Source organism: Polyangiaceae bacterium (genome assembly GCA_015075635.1).
Lineage (GTDB): Bacteria > Myxococcota_A > Polyangia > Polyangiales > Polyangiaceae > JADJKB01.
In genome coordinates this window covers 2618195-2634677 of the sequence record JABTUA010000002.1, presented here as the reverse complement: position 1 = coordinate 2634677, position 16483 = coordinate 2618195, and the positions used below count along the sequence as shown (strand labels likewise).

The 16483-nt window shown below is 70.1% G+C and carries 13 protein-coding genes and 1 tRNA gene; 8 read left to right on the top strand and 6 right to left on the bottom strand.

The window, feature by feature from the left end:
• Positions 1-227: 227 nt before the first annotated feature.
• A complete protein-coding gene (locus HS104_28015; GenBank protein ID MBE7483797.1) occupies positions 228-1076 on the bottom strand; it encodes an MBL fold metallo-hydrolase in 849 nt (282 codons plus the stop codon).
• 107 nt (positions 1077-1183) lie between these two features.
• Between HS104_28015 and amrB the strand changes: the two genes are divergently transcribed.
• Positions 1184-2008: an AmmeMemoRadiSam system protein B gene (gene amrB / locus HS104_28010; protein ID MBE7483796.1), complete on the top strand. Its 825-nt coding sequence runs from the start codon at positions 1184-1186 to the stop codon at positions 2006-2008.
• Between the two features lie 15 nt (positions 2009-2023).
• Positions 2024-2587, top strand: a complete 564-nt coding sequence (locus HS104_28005) for a YqgE/AlgH family protein (GenBank protein MBE7483795.1) — start codon at positions 2024-2026, stop codon at positions 2585-2587.
• A 3-nt stretch (positions 2588-2590) separates the two neighbouring features.
• Here HS104_28005 and HS104_28000 read toward each other — a convergent pair whose 3' ends face one another.
• Positions 2591-3193, bottom strand: a complete 603-nt coding sequence (locus tag HS104_28000) for a protein-L-isoaspartate(D-aspartate) O-methyltransferase (GenBank protein ID MBE7483794.1) — start codon at positions 3191-3193, stop codon at positions 2591-2593.
• A 117-nt stretch (positions 3194-3310) separates the two neighbouring features.
• On the opposite strand from HS104_28000, the gene HS104_27995 reads away from it, so the two are divergent.
• Positions 3311-4168: an SUMF1/EgtB/PvdO family nonheme iron enzyme gene (locus tag HS104_27995; protein MBE7483793.1), complete on the top strand. Its 858-nt coding sequence runs from the start codon at positions 3311-3313 to the stop codon at positions 4166-4168.
• 7 nt (positions 4169-4175) lie between these two features.
• Here HS104_27995 and HS104_27990 read toward each other — a convergent pair whose 3' ends face one another.
• The gene (locus HS104_27990; protein ID MBE7483792.1) at positions 4176-4952 is read right to left on the bottom strand and encodes an SRPBCC domain-containing protein; all 777 of its coding nucleotides are present in this window, start codon (positions 4950-4952) and stop codon (positions 4176-4178) included.
• Positions 4953-5165: 213 nt separating this feature from the next.
• Here HS104_27990 and HS104_27985 point away from each other — a divergent pair, with 213 nt between their 5' ends.
• The gene (locus HS104_27985) at positions 5166-6344 is read left to right on the top strand and encodes a S1 family peptidase (protein ID MBE7483791.1); all 1179 of its coding nucleotides are present in this window, start codon (positions 5166-5168) and stop codon (positions 6342-6344) included.
• Between the two features lie 47 nt (positions 6345-6391).
• Here HS104_27985 and HS104_27980 read toward each other — a convergent pair.
• Positions 6392-6464 (bottom strand) — tRNA-Ala (locus HS104_27980).
• 221 nt (positions 6465-6685) lie between these two features.
• Here HS104_27980 and dnaK point away from each other — a divergent pair.
• The 4 genes from dnaK (at position 6686) to HS104_27960 (ending at position 14249) form a co-directional block, all read left to right on the top strand.
• Positions 6686-8608, top strand: coding sequence for a molecular chaperone DnaK (gene dnaK, locus HS104_27975; GenBank protein ID MBE7483790.1), 1923 nt, complete (start codon positions 6686-6688; stop codon positions 8606-8608).
• Positions 8609-8986: 378 nt separating this feature from the next.
• Positions 8987-10216, top strand: coding sequence for an NAD(P)/FAD-dependent oxidoreductase (locus HS104_27970; GenBank protein MBE7483789.1), 1230 nt, complete (start codon positions 8987-8989; stop codon positions 10214-10216).
• A 159-nt stretch (positions 10217-10375) separates the two neighbouring features.
• Complete coding sequence (locus HS104_27965) at positions 10376-12364, top strand: hypothetical protein (protein ID MBE7483788.1); 1989 nt, start codon at positions 10376-10378, stop codon at positions 12362-12364.
• Positions 12365-12452: 88 nt separating this feature from the next.
• Complete coding sequence (locus HS104_27960) at positions 12453-14249, top strand: hypothetical protein (protein ID MBE7483787.1); 1797 nt, start codon at positions 12453-12455, stop codon at positions 14247-14249.
• Here HS104_27960 and HS104_27955 read toward each other — a convergent pair.
• Both HS104_27955 and HS104_27950 read right to left on the bottom strand, forming a co-directional pair.
• Complete coding sequence (locus HS104_27955; protein MBE7483786.1) at positions 14159-15079, bottom strand: RluA family pseudouridine synthase; 921 nt, start codon at positions 15077-15079, stop codon at positions 14159-14161. The genes HS104_27960 and HS104_27955 overlap by 91 nt on opposite strands.
• A complete protein-coding gene (locus tag HS104_27950) occupies positions 15076-16476 on the bottom strand; it encodes a hypothetical protein (protein ID MBE7483785.1) in 1401 nt (466 codons plus the stop codon). Before HS104_27950 ends, HS104_27955 begins: the two co-directional genes overlap by 4 nt.
• Between the last annotated feature and the right edge of the window lie 7 nt (positions 16477-16483).

The window sequence follows — 16483 nt, the reverse complement described above, 5'->3', positions numbered from 1 at the left end:
CGCAGATCAAAAATTCTGTAATTCAGAGATTTCTGATTTGGCGAACTTGGCGCCCTTGGCGTCTGCTAGGCGGTTTTCTGCGGGTCCAGGCGACTGCGGGCGAGATGTGACCAATGGTCAGCCCGTCGGGTATCGCGAAGCGCGTTCGCCGGCATTCTCGTGGGTCTCGACCTCAGTGGCAGATCGCGATCTGCTCATGTCAAGACGGCGAAAGCCGAGTCTGACGCTCACTTCGCCGCGAGATCGACGGTCTGACCTTCCATCGCCACGCACAGCGCCGTCTCGGGCGCGTGCTCGGCGAGCCAGGCCGTCGAGCGCACCTTGATCTTGTCCAGATCACCATCCGTACGATCCGGGTCGTGGTGGAAGAGCACGAGCTTCCGCGCCTCGGCGCGCTTGCCCAGCGTGAGCACGTCGTCCACCACGGAGTGGCCCCAGCCGCACTTCGCGGGCATGTCAGCGTCCAGGTACTGCGAGTCGTGGATCAAGAGGTCCGCGCTCTCGGAGAAGCGCGCCAGGGCATCGAGCGCGGCCTCGCCGGACTCGCCGCGCAAGAGCTCGTTGTCGGTGAGGTACACGAGCGACGCACCGCTCGCGTCGTCGATGCGAAATCCTTGCGCGCTGCCCGGATGGTTCAGCGCGATGCGGCGTACCCGAGCCGGGCCGATCTGCCAGGGCTCCTCGCTGGGCTTCACGAACTCCACCTTGGCCGGGATGTCGTTGACGCTGACCGGGAAGTGGATGTCGTCGAAGATGGTGCGCTGGAAGCGCTCCTGCGCGTCCGTGGGCAAGGGGTAGACCAGGATCTCGGAGTCTTTGCGCCACAGCGGGGCGAAGAAAGGCAGCCCGAGGACGTGGTCCCAGTGCGTGTGCGAGAGCAGGAGGTGGGTGCGCTGGTGGCGCCCGCCCTCGAGCAGGGTCGAGCCCAGCGCCCGCATGCCGGTGCCCGCGTCGAGGACGAGCGTGGTGCCGTCTCCGAGGATCACTTCGACACACGAGGTGTTGCCACCGTAGCGTGCCGTGGTCGGTCCTGGCGCAGGGACCGAGCCCCGAACCCCGTAGAAGGTCACCCGCATCGCTCGGGACTCTAGCCGCAGATTTCGCGCGCCGCCATCGCTACTTGGTAACGTCCGCGCGGCCTTCGCGGCGCTCGCGCGCGGCTGGGTGCTATCCTGAACCGGACATGCTGACGAGGGCGCGAGAGCCAGCTGTCGCTGGCAGATTCTACCCCGGGGACCCGCGTCGTCTCGACGCCGAGGTCCGCGGCTTCCTCGCCGACCGACCGGGGGAGCCGCGCGTCGCCCGGATGCTCATGGCACCGCACGCTGGCTACGTGTACAGCGGTGCCATCGCGGGCGAGACGTACGCTCGGGTCACGGTCCCTGCCGCCGCCGTCGTGCTCTGCCCGAATCACACCGGCTTCGGCGACCGGCGTTCGCTGTGGAACGGCGGCAGCTGGTCGTTCCCCGGCTTCACGCTCGACATCGACGCCGAGCTCCGGCGCCGCCTGCTCTGCTCGGGCTCGCTGCACCCGGACGAGCTCGCTCACGTGCGCGAGCACGCGGCCGAGGTGCAGATGCCGTTCTTGCACGCGCTTCGGAGCGACGTGCGCGTCGTGCCCATCTGTCTCGGGGGCCTCGGCCTGTCCGAGTGCCGCGAGATCGGGCTCGACATCGCGAGCGCCATCCGCGAGCACGAGCGCGAGCAGGACGAGCGCGTGCTCTTGGTCGCGAGCACGGACATGTCCCACTACGTTCCCGCCGACACGGCCCGCCACTTCGACCAGCACGCCATCGACCGCGTGCTCGCGTTGGACCCCGAGGGCCTGTTCGAGGTGTGCGAGCGCGAGGACATCTCCATGTGCGGGTACCTCCCCACGACCGTGAGCCTGTTCGCCGCCCGCGAGCTCGGCGCCACGCGAGCCGAGCTCGTCCGCTACGGCAGCTCCGGCGAGGTCTCCGGGGACTTCTCCCAAGTCGTGGGGTACGCAGGCGTGATCGTGTACTGAAGGGAGAGCATCGAGATGTCCGTACTCGCGCCTGGGTTGTTGGTGGCGGCGCCGCCCTTGGGGGATCCCAACTTCGATCGTTCGGTGGTGCTCCTGGCGGCTCACGGCCCGGACGGCGCCTTCGGATGGGTCGTGAACGGGCGCGAGGTGATGAGCATCCCGGAGCTCTTGGTGCGCGCCGACGTCACCGAGCGGGCGATCTCCGTACCGGGATTGGTGCGGGTGGGCGGGCCGGTGGCGCAGGAGCAGGTCTGGCTCATCTACCGGAGCGAGGAGCGCTTCGCCGACGTGGAGGGCCAGTTCGACGTCGGCACGGGCATCACCGCTTGCGCCTCGCGCAAGGCGCTGGAGGAGGTCGCGAAGGGACACGCACCGGAGAGCCTGCTGGGGCTCGTGGGCTACGCCGGCTGGGCGCCGGATCAGCTCGAGAACGAGATCCGCGCCGGCGCCTGGCTGCCGGTGGATCTCGATCCGACGGTGGTCTTCGACGTGGCGAACGCCGAGGTGTGGACTCAGGCCTACCACCGAGCGGGGACCACCCCCATCGCGTTCACCACGCGCACCGTGGGCAGCGCCTGAGGGTCAGGTCTCCACCAAAGGCACGAACACGCAGGGGACGTCCCGCCGGAACGACACGCTGCCGTCCGGCGCGCGATCACCGACCAACAGCACCTGGTGGTAGGCCTCGCCCACCGGAATGGCTATGCGGCCGCCTGGGGCGAGCTGCTCGAGGAGCGCGCGGGGCACGGAGTGCGGTGCCGCCGAGACCAGGATGCGATCGAAGGGAGCGAGCTCTGCCCAGCCCTTGCTGCCGTCGCCGACGTGGACGAACACGTTGTCGATGCCGAGGCTCGCCAATGTGGCCCGAGCGCGCAGCGCCAGGCTCGGCCGGATTTCGACGGCGTCCACTCGCGCGACCAGGCACGAGAGCAACGCGGCGGCGTAGCCGGAGCCCGCGCCGACCTCCAGGACGCGAGAGCTCGGCTCGCACTCCAGGGCGTCGAGCATCATCGCGATCATCGACGGCTGGCTGATGGTCTGCTCCTCGCCGATGGGCAGCGCCCGGTCGTCGTAGGCCGCCAGCCGACTCGCCTCCGGCACGAACAGGTGGCGCGGAATGCGGCGGAAGGCGTCGAGCACGCGCGGGTCGCGGGGCGCAGCCTCCCGCTCGACCGACCGCACCATCCGCTCCCGGAGCGCGCTCCACTCGTCGTCGCGACTCACCCCCGGACCCTGCCCTGGGGCGACCGCGCCGGCAAACGGTTGCCGCGCTCCGCTCGCTCGTGTCAGGGTGCCGGCGGCATGCGCAGAGCTTGCGCCTCCCTGATCGCGATGCTGGGCCTAGGAGCCCTGGTGCCCGCCGCCAGCGCCAAGCCAGCGCCAGTCGGCGCCACGACGCGGCGTGCCTGCCCCGCGGAGATGGCGGCAGTCCGCGGCTTCTGCATCGATCGCTGGGAAGCGTCGCTGATCGATCGCAAGTCTCGACGCCCGCTGTCGCCGTATTACCCGCCGCAGCCGAAGGCGCTCGGGCGGGTGCGCGAGGTCTGGCTCGTCGAGCGCGAGCGCGCCGGGGACCCCGGGGCTCGTCGCATGCCGTTGCCGGAGCCGCCTTCGGTCCAGCTCGAGGGCAGCTACGAGCCCGTGGCGGTCTCGCGCCCCGGCGCCGTGCCCCACGGCTACCTCACCTACCACGCAGCTCGCAACGCTTGCCAAGCCGCCGGCAAGCGTCTGTGCAGCGAAGCGGAGTGGGTCACCGCGTGTCGCGGGCGCGCCGACACCAAGTTCCCGTACGGCGCACACTACGTGGCAGGTCGCTGCAACGTGTTCCGGGCGCTGCACCCCGCCGCCGTGCTCCACGGTAACGCCTCCATGGGGCTCACCGATCCCCGGCTGAACTTGGTGGTCGAGGCCGGCAAAGACCCGCTGCTGCGTGCGACCGGCGCGAGCACGGGTTGTACCAGCGCGTGGGACGACGGCGTCGTGTACGACATGGTCGGCAACCTCGACGAGTGGATCGACGATCCGAGCGGGGTGTTCGTCGGCGGTTTCTACGCGCGCATGACCACCAAAGGCTGCGAGGCCAAGGTGAGCGGGCACGCGCCGAGCTACTACGACTACTCCACGGGTACGCGCTGCTGCGCCGACCCCACACCGCGCTGAGCCTCGCTCAGGCGCTGGTCTTCGAGTCCAGCAGGCGGACCAAGCGGTGGTGCGCTGCTTCGAGCAGGTCGAGGCGACTCTGCGGGGGCGGGCGCCGGGCCCAGCGGGAGTAGGAGAGCACGATCAGCCGCACGCCCGGCTCGAGCGGGCGTGGCAGCGTCCGGAGCACCAGCGCGGAGTCGTCGTCCTCCTCCCAGCTCAGAGCCAGATCCCGCCCCGGCGTGTTGGCGAGGACGCGTCCGCTCATGCGCTCACCGCCGCCCAAGTCGAGCGCGTAGCGCGTGCCGGTTGGGCCGATCCTGCTTCCCGAGCCGAGCCAGGTGCCGAGCGCAGCTCGGTCGCTGAAGAAGACGTGGGCGGCGTCGGTGGTCGTGCGGGCGGGCCGGATCAACCATCGCACGGTGCGCGACGAGTCGGGGTGAGCTTCGCAATAGTGAGCGAGCAAGCCCAGGCTCAGCTGCCACGAAGACTCGACTCCGTCGCGCTCGTCACCGTCCCCCACGCCCGTGTGCGTGAGCTCGACGCCACCGTTCCGGAGCTCGAGCGCGACGCGCGTCGCGCCTTTCGCCAGCACGATGCGCGCGCCGGCCACGAGCTCGACCACGTCGAGCTCGAGCGCGACCCCGAGCGCGGGCCAGGCGAGCGAGAGCGTCGAGCCGAGCACGACGTCGCCCTCCACCTGGTCGGCCTGCCAGCCCATCAATCCTCGGGGCGTGCTGCAGGCCCGCCACACGCGCTCCTCCGGCGCCGAGATGGTCTGCGTCAAGTGGATTTCAGGGGTCACGGGAGCTCCAGCTTTTCTAGCTACGCTGTTCCATTCCACCTTGGGCGTAGGGAGCCCGTCTGTAAAGGCAGAATCTGCATGCCTTTTCTGTGGCGGAGGCCGGGGCTCCACCGTAAGAGAACTGCGCCTCCCGTCGCGGCGCTCGGCACGCGCGTGTCCCACGCGAACGCCGAGGGTGACGCTCGCGTGCGCGGACCTCCAGGAAGGATCGACATGAAACGCCCCCTCATCGTGTCCTGCCTCGCCCTCGCCCTCGCCGGTTGCTCGAGCGCACCGGAGCCGGATCCCGTCGCGCAGCGCACCAACGCCATCAAGGGGGGTGAGCAGGACTTCGCCGACGTGAACGTCGTCGGGATGTTCGCGATGTCGGGCGGCATGTGCAGCGGCACGCTGATCGCCCCGAACCTGGTGCTGACCGCCCGGCACTGCGTCGCGCCGCTGATCAACGACTACAACGGCGCGGTGGCCTGCGGCGTCACGCAGTTCGGAGAGGCCTACTCCGGGACCAAGCTCTACGTCTCGACCGACCAGCAGCTCTCCCAGAACGGGACGTGGTTCAAGGGTGCCGAGGTTCGCGTTCCCGCGGACGGGCAGGGGGCGTGCGGCTACGACGTGGCGCTCTTGATCCTGGCGCAGCCCGTCACTGGAGTGGAGCCGCGCATCCCGCGCATCGACGTCCCGGCGACTGCGGGCGAGCCATACACCGCCGTCGGCTACGGGCAGCAAGGCGACAGCGGCTGGAGCGCCGGCGAGCGCATGGTGCTGAGCGGGCTCACCGTGCAGTGCACGGCGGGTGAGTGCCCGCAGCAGGGCATCGAATTCACCGAGTTCCTGGGCGACACCGGCATCTGCCAGGGGGACTCGGGCGGACCGGCCATCGACGCCGCGGGGAAGGTCATCGGGGTGGTCTCCCGGGGAGGCCAGGGTTGCACGACGCCGATCTACGGCTCGGTCTACTCGTGGAGCGAGTTCATCGTCGCCACCGCCAAGGACGCGGCCGAAAAGGGCGGGTACGCGCCGCCGTTCTGGGTCACCAGCGGAAAGAGCGATCCGGAAGAGCAGCCGCCGACGGGGACGGGGGGCTCGAGCGGTGGCAGCGCGCAAGGCGCGCCCTGCAGCCCCACCCAGGCCTGCCCCGGCGGGTACGAGTGCTTCGGCACGACGGAGTCGGCGTCCTGCCTGGCCCAGTGCGACGCGGCCACGCCCTGCGGCGCCGGCCTCGAGTGCACCGACCAAGGAGTGTGCGTGGGCGCGGCGCCACCCGCCGGCAACGCCGAGTCGGACAGCTCCGGCGGCTGCTCTCTGGGCGGCGACCGAGGCCCCGTGAAGCCGGTACCGTGGGTGTTCGCGACCCTCGGCCTCGTCGTGGGCCTGCGGCGGCGGAAGCGCTGACTCCACTTCGCAGGCACGACCGTCCAGCGGACGAGGAATCGTCTCGGTGGAGCTGAGGGGGATCGAACCCCTGACCTCCGCATTGCGAACGCGGCGCTCTCCCAGCTGAGCTACAGCCCCGGGAAGGGACCGCGAGGGTATCCGCGGCGCCCGACCTGTCAACCAAATCCTTCGCCCTCCGGCATCTCTGCACCGTTGACCCCCGGAGCCCGGTGGTTATCTTCCGCGGCATCCCACGGCAGAAATCTCGGTCCGCCGCGGGACCGCGAGGGCTCGCTGTTCGCGGTCGTACCTCCGACCGCCCTCCGGCCTTCGCTGCAGCATGAGGAGAATAGAGCGTCATGGGCAAGATCATCGGCATCGATCTCGGTACGACGAACAGCGTCGTCGCGGTGATGGAGGGCAAGGAGCCCAAGGTCATCGTCAACGAAGAGGGGTCGCGCCTCACCCCGTCGGTAGTGGCTTGGGACGAGAAGGGCGAGATCCTCGTCGGCACCATCGCCAAGCGGCAGGCCGTGACGAATCCGGAGCACACGGTCTATTCGTCCAAGCGCTTCATCGGTCGGCGCTTCGACGAGGTCGAGCAGGAGCGCAAGCGCGTCCCGTTCAAGGTCGTGAGCGGCAACAACGGCGCCGTCGGCATCGAGGTGCGCGGCAAGGTCCTGGCCCCGCCGGAGGTCGCCGCCAAGGTCCTGATGAAGCTGAAGAAGGCCGCCGAGGACTACCTGGGCGAGAAGGTCACCGAAGCGGTGATCACCGTGCCTGCCTACTTCAACGACTCGCAGCGCCAGGCCACCAAGGACGCCGGCAAGATCGCCGGTCTCGAGGTGCGCCGCATCATCAACGAGCCCACGGCGGCCGCCCTGGCCTACGGCCTCGACCGCAAGACCAACGAGGTCATCGCGGTCTACGACTTCGGCGGAGGCACCTTCGACATCTCGATCCTCGAGGTCGGTGACAACGTCGTGCAGGTCATCGCCACCAACGGCGACACCCACCTCGGTGGCGACGACATCGACCACCTGATCATGGAGTGGCTGATGGCCGAGTTCCGCAAGGACACGGGCATCGACATCTCCAGCGACAAGATGGTGATCCAGCGGCTGAAGGACGCGGCGGAGCAGGCCAAGATCGAGCTGTCCAGCAAGGTCGAGACCACCATCAACCTGCCGTTCCTCACCGCCGACGCGAGCGGCCCGAAGCACCTGCAGAAGCAGCTGACCCGCGCGCGCCTGGAGCAGATGATCGCGCCGCTCGTGGATCGCTCGATGGAGCCGGTGAAGAAGGCGCTCGACGACGCCAAGAAGAAGGCCGGCGACATCGACGAGGTGGTGCTGGTCGGTGGCTCGACGCGCATCCCGTTGGTGCAGGAGACCGTCAAGAAGTTCTTCGGCAAGGAGCCGCACAAGGGCGTGAACCCGGACGAGGTCGTCGCCGTCGGCGCCGCCGTTCAGGGCGGCGTGCTGGGCGGCGAGGTCCAGGACGTGGTGCTCCTCGACGTCACGCCGCTCAGCCTGGGCGTCGAGACGCTCGGCGGTGTGATGACGGTGATGATCCCGCGCAACACCACCATCCCCACGCAGAAGAAGGAGATCTACTCGACGGCCAGCGACGGCCAGACCAGCGTGGAGATCCACGTGCTCCAGGGTGAGCGCGCCGAAGCCCGCTACAACAGGACGTTGGGCAAGTTCCACCTCGAGGGTCTGCCGCCCGCGCCGCGCGGCATCCCCAAGGTCGAGGTCACCTTCGACATCGACGCGAACGGCATCCTGGCGGTCACCGCCAAGGACATGGCCACTGGCAAGGATCAGCGCATCACCATCACCGCCAACAGCGGCATCAGCGACGACGACATCAACCGCATGGTGAAGGAAGCGGGCGAGCACGAGGCCGAGGACAAGCGGCGCCGAGAGGAGATCGAGCGGCGCAACAAGCTCGACAACCTGTGCTACACGCTGGAAAAGCAGATCAGCGAGAACCGCGAGAAGCTCCAGGGCGCCGACGTCTCGAGCCTGGAGTCCTTGATCAAGGAAGGGCGCGCGGCCATCGAGAAGCAGGACGACGAGAAGGTGCAGGACGTGCTCGGGCGCCTCGAGAAGGAGGCGTACGCCATGGCCAGCAAGCTCTACGAGTCTGCCGGAGGTGCGCCGGGCGCTGCTCCGGGCGCTGCTCCGGGCGCCGGAGCCTCGGAGCCGGGACCCGCGCCGGGCGGCGAGAAGAAGAAGGGCGACGTCATCGACGCCGAGTTCGAAGAGACCAATTGACGGTCCCGCCCACCCAGCTCCGCCGAAGTCCCCGGGGGTGAACCCCCGGACCCCCTGCACGCCTCGCTTCGTTCGCCGTGGGCTCGCCTCCGGCTGGCGCAGCATTGTAGGAGGTGAGCTGACGAGGGATCTGGTATCTAGGGGATGTCCCCAATATCGAGCTCCGCTGGCGGCAGCACACGCCACGCGACGCTTCCGCTCGGTCGAAACGGCCGGCGCCGGTCCCGGCCGGTTTTCACACACAGGCATCAGTGGCGGATCGAGATCTGATCATGACCAGACGGCACAGGGCATTCCAGGGCTCGGCTGACCGCCGAGCGGCGCGAATCGAGCCGCTTGGTCGCCACCCAAACTAGGGACACCCCCTAGGACCCTTCCGTGACCCTCCCGCGCAGCGTCGAAGTCCTGATCATCGGCGGTGGCCCCGCCGGCTCGGCGACGGCGCTGTTTCTGGCCCATCACGCGCCGGCGCTCACCGACCGCGTCTTGGTGGTCGAGAAGGAGCGCTTCCCGCGCGAGAAGTTCTGCGCGGGTGGAGTCGGGGCGCGGGCCGACAAGCTGCTCGGGAGCATCGGCGTCACGGTGGACGTCCCGAGCGTGTGGCTGAACGGCATCGCGTTCCGGGCCATGGGGCGCACCACCACGGTGCGCGAGCAGGGGATCGGGCGTGTCGTGCGTCGCGTGGAGTTCGATCACGAGCTCGCGCGCATCGCCCAGAGTCGCGGCGTGCCGTTCGCCGAAGGCGTCCGGGTGCTCGGCCTCACCCGCTGCGCCGACGGCTACGAGGTAGAGACCAGCGCGGGGCCCGTTCGCGCGCGCGTCGTCGTCGGGGCCGACGGAGTGCAGAGCGTGGTGAGGCGGGCTCTGGGCTTCGAGTCGGCCAAGTACCGTGCTCAGGCCATCGAGGTGGACACGGAGCCGGTCGAGAGCGACCTGCCGCGCGACGTGATCCTGTTCGACGCGAGCCACCGCGAGTTGCCCGGGTACTACTGGGATTTCCCGACCCTGGTGAACGGGCGCGAGATGGTCGTGCGGGGCGTGTACCTGCTCAGGCCGACGGACTCGCCGGCGGTCGTCGAAATCCAAGACCTGCTCGCGGCGGAGCTCGAGCAACGCGGGCTCGATCTCGGGAAGCTCAAGAAGAAGCGCTACGCGGAGCTGGCCTTCGATCCCCACGTTCCCGTGTCGAGGCCCCACGTGCTCTTGGTGGGAGAGTCAGCCGGCATCGACCCGGTGACCGGCGAAGGCATCGCTCAGGCCATCTACTACGGCTCGTCCGCGGCCAAGTACCTGGCGCGGAAGTTGGCAGCGCGCGATCTCGGTTTCGAGGACTGGCCGTCGGAGATCCGCCGCAGCTCCATCGGCCGCGACCTGATGGTGCGAACGCTCGGTGTGCCGCTGTTCTACGGTGCGCCCCGCGCCAATGTGGAGGCGTTCTTGCACGCTGCCCCGGAGTTCATCCGGCTCGGCTGCCAGCACTTCGGCGGTAAGCCCTGGTCCAAGGCGGCGCTGGCAAGGGCAGGCGCCAGAGTCCTCGCGCACACGGCGCGCTACCTCGTCGGGAGCGCGCCGAAGCTGCCGGACGAGCCGCCGACATCGGCAGGCTGAAGGCGTTCGGAGTGACCGGTGAACGCCGGCGAAGCCGGCCCACCTCGCCGGGTGTCACGAAGCGCGTCGCGTGGGTTGGCGAGCCGACCGCCCGAATATCCTCGGCATCTTCGCCGAGTGTTCCCGCGCACGGAAGAGCGTGTATAGATCGCGCCCGTCATGACTCGACATCGAAGCGCGCTGCTCGTCCTCTGCTCCCTCGGCCTGTTCGCCTGCGGGGGCCCGCAGGCGCCAGCCAAACAGCCCGGAGCCAGGCCGACCGAACCCGGACCCGCGGTGGCGACGGGGCCCGCGCCGGACTTGAGCCCGGTCGCCGCGCCACAGAGCCTGGTGGCGGTGGGGCGCATCGGCAATCCCATCAACGTGATCGACACGCTCGCGGGCTGGGCGAAGTTCCCCATCGACGTGCGGGCGCTGGTCGCCAAGAACGAGCCGGAAATGGCGCAGCTCTTGGTGTTCGACGCGCCGCTGGAGTTCGCCGTGGCGCTCGACGACAAGGGCCTCGGCAACTTCCCGCAGCCGTTCGCGGTGGTCTCCGTCGGCGTGAGCTCCGTGGACGGGACGGTCGCCTTCGCAAAGCGCCAGGGCCAGTCGGTGCGGATGCTGCGACCGGGTGTGTACCAGATCGTGAAGGGCGAGAGCCCCGTGTGTGCGGTCGCAGCGGCTGCCGGCAAGGCGCCGGCGCGGCTGGTGTGTGGCGACCGACAAGAAGACGTCGACGCGCTCCTGCCCTACGCGACCCGCGGGTTGCCCACGGAGAGCCTGAGCCGTGCGGATCTGCACATCGAGCTCGTCGCGGAGCCACTACGCCGGCGCTATTCCCGGGAGCTCCGGCAGCTCAAGACCATGGCGACGCCGTTCGTCTTGAGCGAGCTGTCCCTCGACAGCCCGCGCTTCGATCGGGCCTTGGCCGATGCCGTGCATGGTCTCGCGGACGAGGTCTTGGCGGTCTCGGAGGACGTCGAGAAGATCCGCATCGAGGCCACCGTGGATCGCGGCGCCGGCATGCTAGACGCGGTCACCAGCCTCAAGTTCAAGGGTCAGAGCTCCTGGATCGTGCAGACCATGCTGGACGCCGGAAAGCGCGGGCGCGGCGTGCCGGAGATGTTCTGGAAGCTGCCGAAGGACAGCGAGATGGCCACCTTCGGCGTCGGCGCCAACGCCAAGCGCTACGAGACCATCCGGAAGACGCTGGCGGAGCTGATCGACGGCGCTCTGGAGAAGGAGAAGGTCCCGCGCAAGGTTCGGGACCAGATCACCGAGCTCCTGCTCGAGAGCTGGACCACCGAGGGCGACGTCGTCTACGCGCACAGCGAGGTGGCGGCGCCGGCGACCCCGCCGACCCCGGGCACCGCCGCGGCGACGCGCGAGCGCGTGCGTGCGCAGCTCGGCTGGTACGTGGTCGGCTTCGAGGAGAAGCCAGCCAAGTACAAGGGCTACCTCGACAAGATCGTCAAGCTCTACAACGACGCGCAGCTCCGACAGGTGATGGACAGGCGTCTGAAGGTCAAGCCCGCGGATCTGCCCAAGCTCTCGTCGCGCGCGTCCCGCGCCGCCGGCATGCCGCCGGGCACCACCGTGTACGAGCTGCTCCTGCCTGGCGCGTTCTGGGAGAAGATGGACCCGCCCGAGCCCGGCGCGAAGAAGACGCCGGTGGCGGCGCTCTCGATCGTGATGGTGCTGGTTCCCGATGGCGACCGCAGCTGGGTGGGCCTGTCCGCCGACGAGAAGGCGCTCAGCGCCAAGCTCGTGGAGGTGAAGAAGGGCGAGAGCACGCTCGCCTCGCGCGAGGGCATCGCGCCGCTCAAGACCTCGAAGGGCGTGTCGGGCGGCTACTTCACCATCGGTAACCTGGTCAGAGGCGTGATGACCGGCATGGGCCAGGCCGGGCTCGGGGACGTCAGCCGTGCGCTGACCCGGATGCCCAACCACGGAGAGACCCCGATGCTGATGTGGACCACGGTCAGCTCCGACGGCCCGAACTTGGTCTGGACGCTGCGAGTGCCGAAGGCGGTGGTCGAGGACATCGCCGCGGTGGCTCCGGCGCTCGCCGCCGGCAAGAAGGAGATGGCCGTTGGCGGCCCTGCCGCCGTGGCTCCTGCTCCCTTGCCCCCCAAGCCGCTGACCAAGCCGGCCAAGAAGAAGTAGCGATTTCAGCTGGTTGAGCTCTGGCGTCCGAAACGACGCCCGCGAAACTTGGCCGATCCCCGGCCGCCATGTGAGCTGAGGTCGTACCATGTACGCCTTTCGCCGACATGTAAGTGCCGCTGTTTGCTTTCTGGCAGCGACGCTCCTCCCCGCCTGGGCGGCGGCTTGGGTCGAGACCGCGACCCAGTCCCACGCGGTGACCCTGGATGTGGCGCGCGACGGCAGCGCGACCGTCTCCCACGAGATCGTGATCCGGGTGAAAGGAGGTCCGCTTTTGGCCATCGAGCTCGATGGCATCGACGCCGACGCCACGCCGCTCTCCGACGCGACGGTGACCGTGGCGGAGGGTGGCCCGTCGGGGGCGGCGCCGCTGCCGCTGTTGCTCGAGAAGCGCGACGACGGGACGCTGCGCGCGGAGGTGGACCACCCGAAGGGGGTGAGCCGCGGGAAGTTCGTCTTCAAGCTCGGCTATCGCACGCGACTCACGGAGCGCGGACTGATCCGCCAGCAGGGCTCGATGGTGCTGGTGCGCTGGGTCGCGCCGCGCGCCTCGGACGGAGTGGACTCCGCGCGGGTGACCTTCCGCTTGCCACCGGGCGCAGCTCCGCCGCGCCTGCCCGAGAGCGACGACGAGTCGGGTGGGACTTTCCTGTCGAACCTACGCCGCACGGAGGACAAGGACGAGCTCGAGCTGGTGCGGCCACACGTCGCGAAAGGCGAGCCGGTGGTGTGGCGCGTGCTCGCGAGCCCGAAGGCCTTCGACGCCTTCGGCCACGACGAGCCCGCGACTGCGACGCCCGTCGCGCTCCGCTCCGAGCTGCCCGAGCTTCCCGAGCAACGCTTGTTCGGATTGCTCGCGCTGTGCGGGATCGCCCTCGTCCACGCGCTGGTCGTGTTCGCCAAGTGGCGGCTGGTCAGTCGCGCCTGCCGGGCCAAGAACGCCGAGCCGCAGGCGCTCGTGCCGCTGCCGGCGGCGCCGCGCGCCGTGGCCGCGGGCGCTTGCTTGGCGGGCGCCACGGCGCTCGTGGTCCGGACCGATCTGGCGACGCTGGCGGGGGTGCTGCTGCTCGGCGCGATCTTGCTCTCCGCGCACGTGAGCCCGCGCTCGCTGCCCGTGCCGCGCCGCCCGGGTCGCTGGCTTCCGCTGAGCGACGAAGACGCGTTCCAAGCGAGCGAAGAGGTGCTCCCCGGGCGCTGGTTGGACGCGGGGACCCTGCCGGGTTTCGCCACCTTCTCGGCGGCGCTCTTGGCGTTCGGCGCCGGCAGCGTGTTCTTGTTCCTGCGCTCGCCTTACCAGGGGATTTCGCTCGCGCTCGCCTCGGCGGTCCTGCTCCCGATCTTCTGCACGGGGCGGGCGGGTGAGCTCCCGCCGCACCCTGCCCGGCGGCCGGCGCCGCTGTTCGCTTGGCTGGCCGAGCGCCTGCGTCAGGACGCCCAGCTGAAGGTCGTGGCCTGGGCGCGCATTCCCGAGGGAGAGAGCGACCCCGACGAGCTTCGCTTGCTGGTGATGCCGCGGCGCGCGCAGGCTGGGCTCGGGGCCATCGAGCTCGGCATCGAATACCAGACCGCGCTCGGGGGCAGCGTAGCGCTGCCCTGGGTGATGGTGCGGGCCAGCGAAGGCTCGCCGGCGCACCGCGCGCTGCCCCGCAGCGTCACTTGGTCCCGCGGTCGCAAGGCGGAGGAGCGCAGCGCGGTCCTGCGGCCGAAGCTGCCGACCCGCGCGATGTGCCTGTCGCTGGTGCGCTCGGTCGCACACGCGCTGAGCGATCGCGGGGGCACGGCGCAGAAGCCGGGTCAGTCGGCCATCAAGCTGGCCATGTCCCCGGGCAGGGGCTCTTCGAGGGCAAAACCCTCGATGGTGTCGTCGCCCGCCCAGGCGATGTAGCTCGCGTGCAGCGCGTGCCGCTCGCCGAGCGCCGGGGCGACTGGACCGCCGTACACCGCGTCGCCGGCGATGGGGTGTCCGATCGACGCCAGGTGCGCGCGGATCTGGTGGCGCAGCGCCCGGGAGACGGTCACCTCGACCAGCGCGAAGGGGCCGGCGCGACGGAGCAGCTTCCAGCGCGTGACCGCCGGACGCGCGCGGTTCTTGCCGGTGCGCTGCGCGGTGGTGTCCGCGACCAAGACGCGTTTGGGGTTCTTGCGGTCCGGCGCGATGGGAGCGTCGATGGTGCCGGAATCATCCAGACCCTCCGCCCCGACGACGGCCAGGTAGCGCTTGGTCATCGCGCCGTCGCGAAGCGCCGCGTGCAAGCGATTGAAGGCGTCCGCGCTCCGCGCGGCGACGAGCAGGCCGGACGTCTGCGTATCCAGGCGGTGCAAGAGGCCAGGCTCTCGCGGCGAGTGACCCACGCTGGCCATCTCCGGATAGCGGCCGAGCAGCGCCCCGGCGAGCGTCCCGCTCTCGCCTCGGAGCGGCGCGCTGGGCTGCCCGGCGGGCTTGGCGACGACGACCAAGTGGGGAGTCTCGAGGCGCACGCTGAGTCGCGCTTCCGGCTCCGGCGACGGACGGTCGTCGAAGTCCAGGCTCACCACGACCTCGTCTCCTTCCCGCGCCGGCTCGCCCTTCGGCACGCGCCGGCCCCCCACCACCACCTGACCCTGCTGAAAGAGCTCCGCCACCCGGCGGCGGCCGAGCTCCGAACGCGCCACGACGAGCTTGTCGAGTCGTTGCCCCGCCTCGCTCGGGGACACAGTGAACGTGAGGGTTCTCACCAGATGCCCTGAACGCCGCCACCGTAGACCGGTTCGCGGCGGCCGTCACGGCCGAGGCTCTCGGCGACCACGCCGAGGTACGGTGCGACCCGCGGTCCGTGGCTCCGAGTGGGCTCGCGTTCGGACGGTTCAGTCATGAAATAGGCGACGAGGCCGCCGGCGACGAACCCCGCGGTGACGCTGCTCAGCCACGCGCGGTCTTTGCCTTCCGTCTGCTCTTCGCCGAAGACCAGCGGGCTCGCAGCGGCGGCGCCAGTCAGCCCGCCGAGCACGACTCCGAGGTCGATGAGCAGCACGCGGTTCGAGGAAACGGAGACTTGCGTCGCGAGCGCGCCGGCGACCAAGACGCCTGCGCCCGCGCCGTAACCCATGCCGCGGGTGGGGGTCTTGTCGGTGCGACCTTCGAAGGCCAGCTGGGCCATCCCGCCCAAGGTCATCCCGAACGCGCCGCCGGAGTGCGCCAGCGTCGCGCCCCCTTCGCTCATGCCCCGGAAGGTGAGCGCCGTGGTCGCCAGGGTCATGCCGGCGGCGGCACCCACCAGCCCGTACACGAAGCGGTCGTCTTCGGGCGAAACGTCGTAGCCGTCTGCGATCAAGAAGCCGGAGGCGAGCGGCCACCACGCCCCCGCAGAGAGGAACCAAGCGTCGCCGAGCCCCACGTCCCACTCGTCCGCGACGATCATGGAGGCACCGAGGCCGATGCCCGTGCCCAGGGCGATGAGCGGATAGGTGAGGCGCTCGTCGTCGGAGCCGCTCGCGCGCTGCAGAGACAGGCCCACGTAACCGCCGAAGGCGGCGGAGTTCAGCGCCAGCACCGCGCGCCCGGCCGAGCGCGCCGGCATGATCAGCTTGCCGGGCCGTCCCGCGTCCGGATCTTGCTCCTTCGGGGAGTCGTCCGCGACGCCCCGTCCCGCCTGGACGACGTCCCGGGTCATCACCAGCGCGCGCACCGCGACCTCCCGGGGAGCGACCTCCTGGGTCCTGACCAGCAGCACCTTCGAGCCGGGCGCGACCGCGACGATGTGCAGCCGCAGCTTGTCGCCGTCCAGCGCCAGGCGCGGGGAGATGACCCAGCTCGACTCGGCTCGCGCCACCAAGGCGTCTTCCGTCAGCGTTCGGGGTGTGGGTGTGCTGCGGTCGGACACGTCGAGCCGGAGGCCGAGATCCTGGATGGCCTCGGTCACGATGGCGTCGAGCTGCCTGGCCCAACGCGCCAGCGCGGAGGCGTCCTCGGCGTCCGGCCGGCGCAGCTCGGGCAGCTCCGTCGGCGACGACGCCACCGGGATGACCGTGGGCAAGAGGACGACGTCGTCGTTCTCCGCGCGGGCCGTCCCCACCCAGCTCGCCAGCGAGAGGCAGAGGGCCAGGGTCCGAAGGGCCGGTCGCGCGCGGGCCATGGCGGCC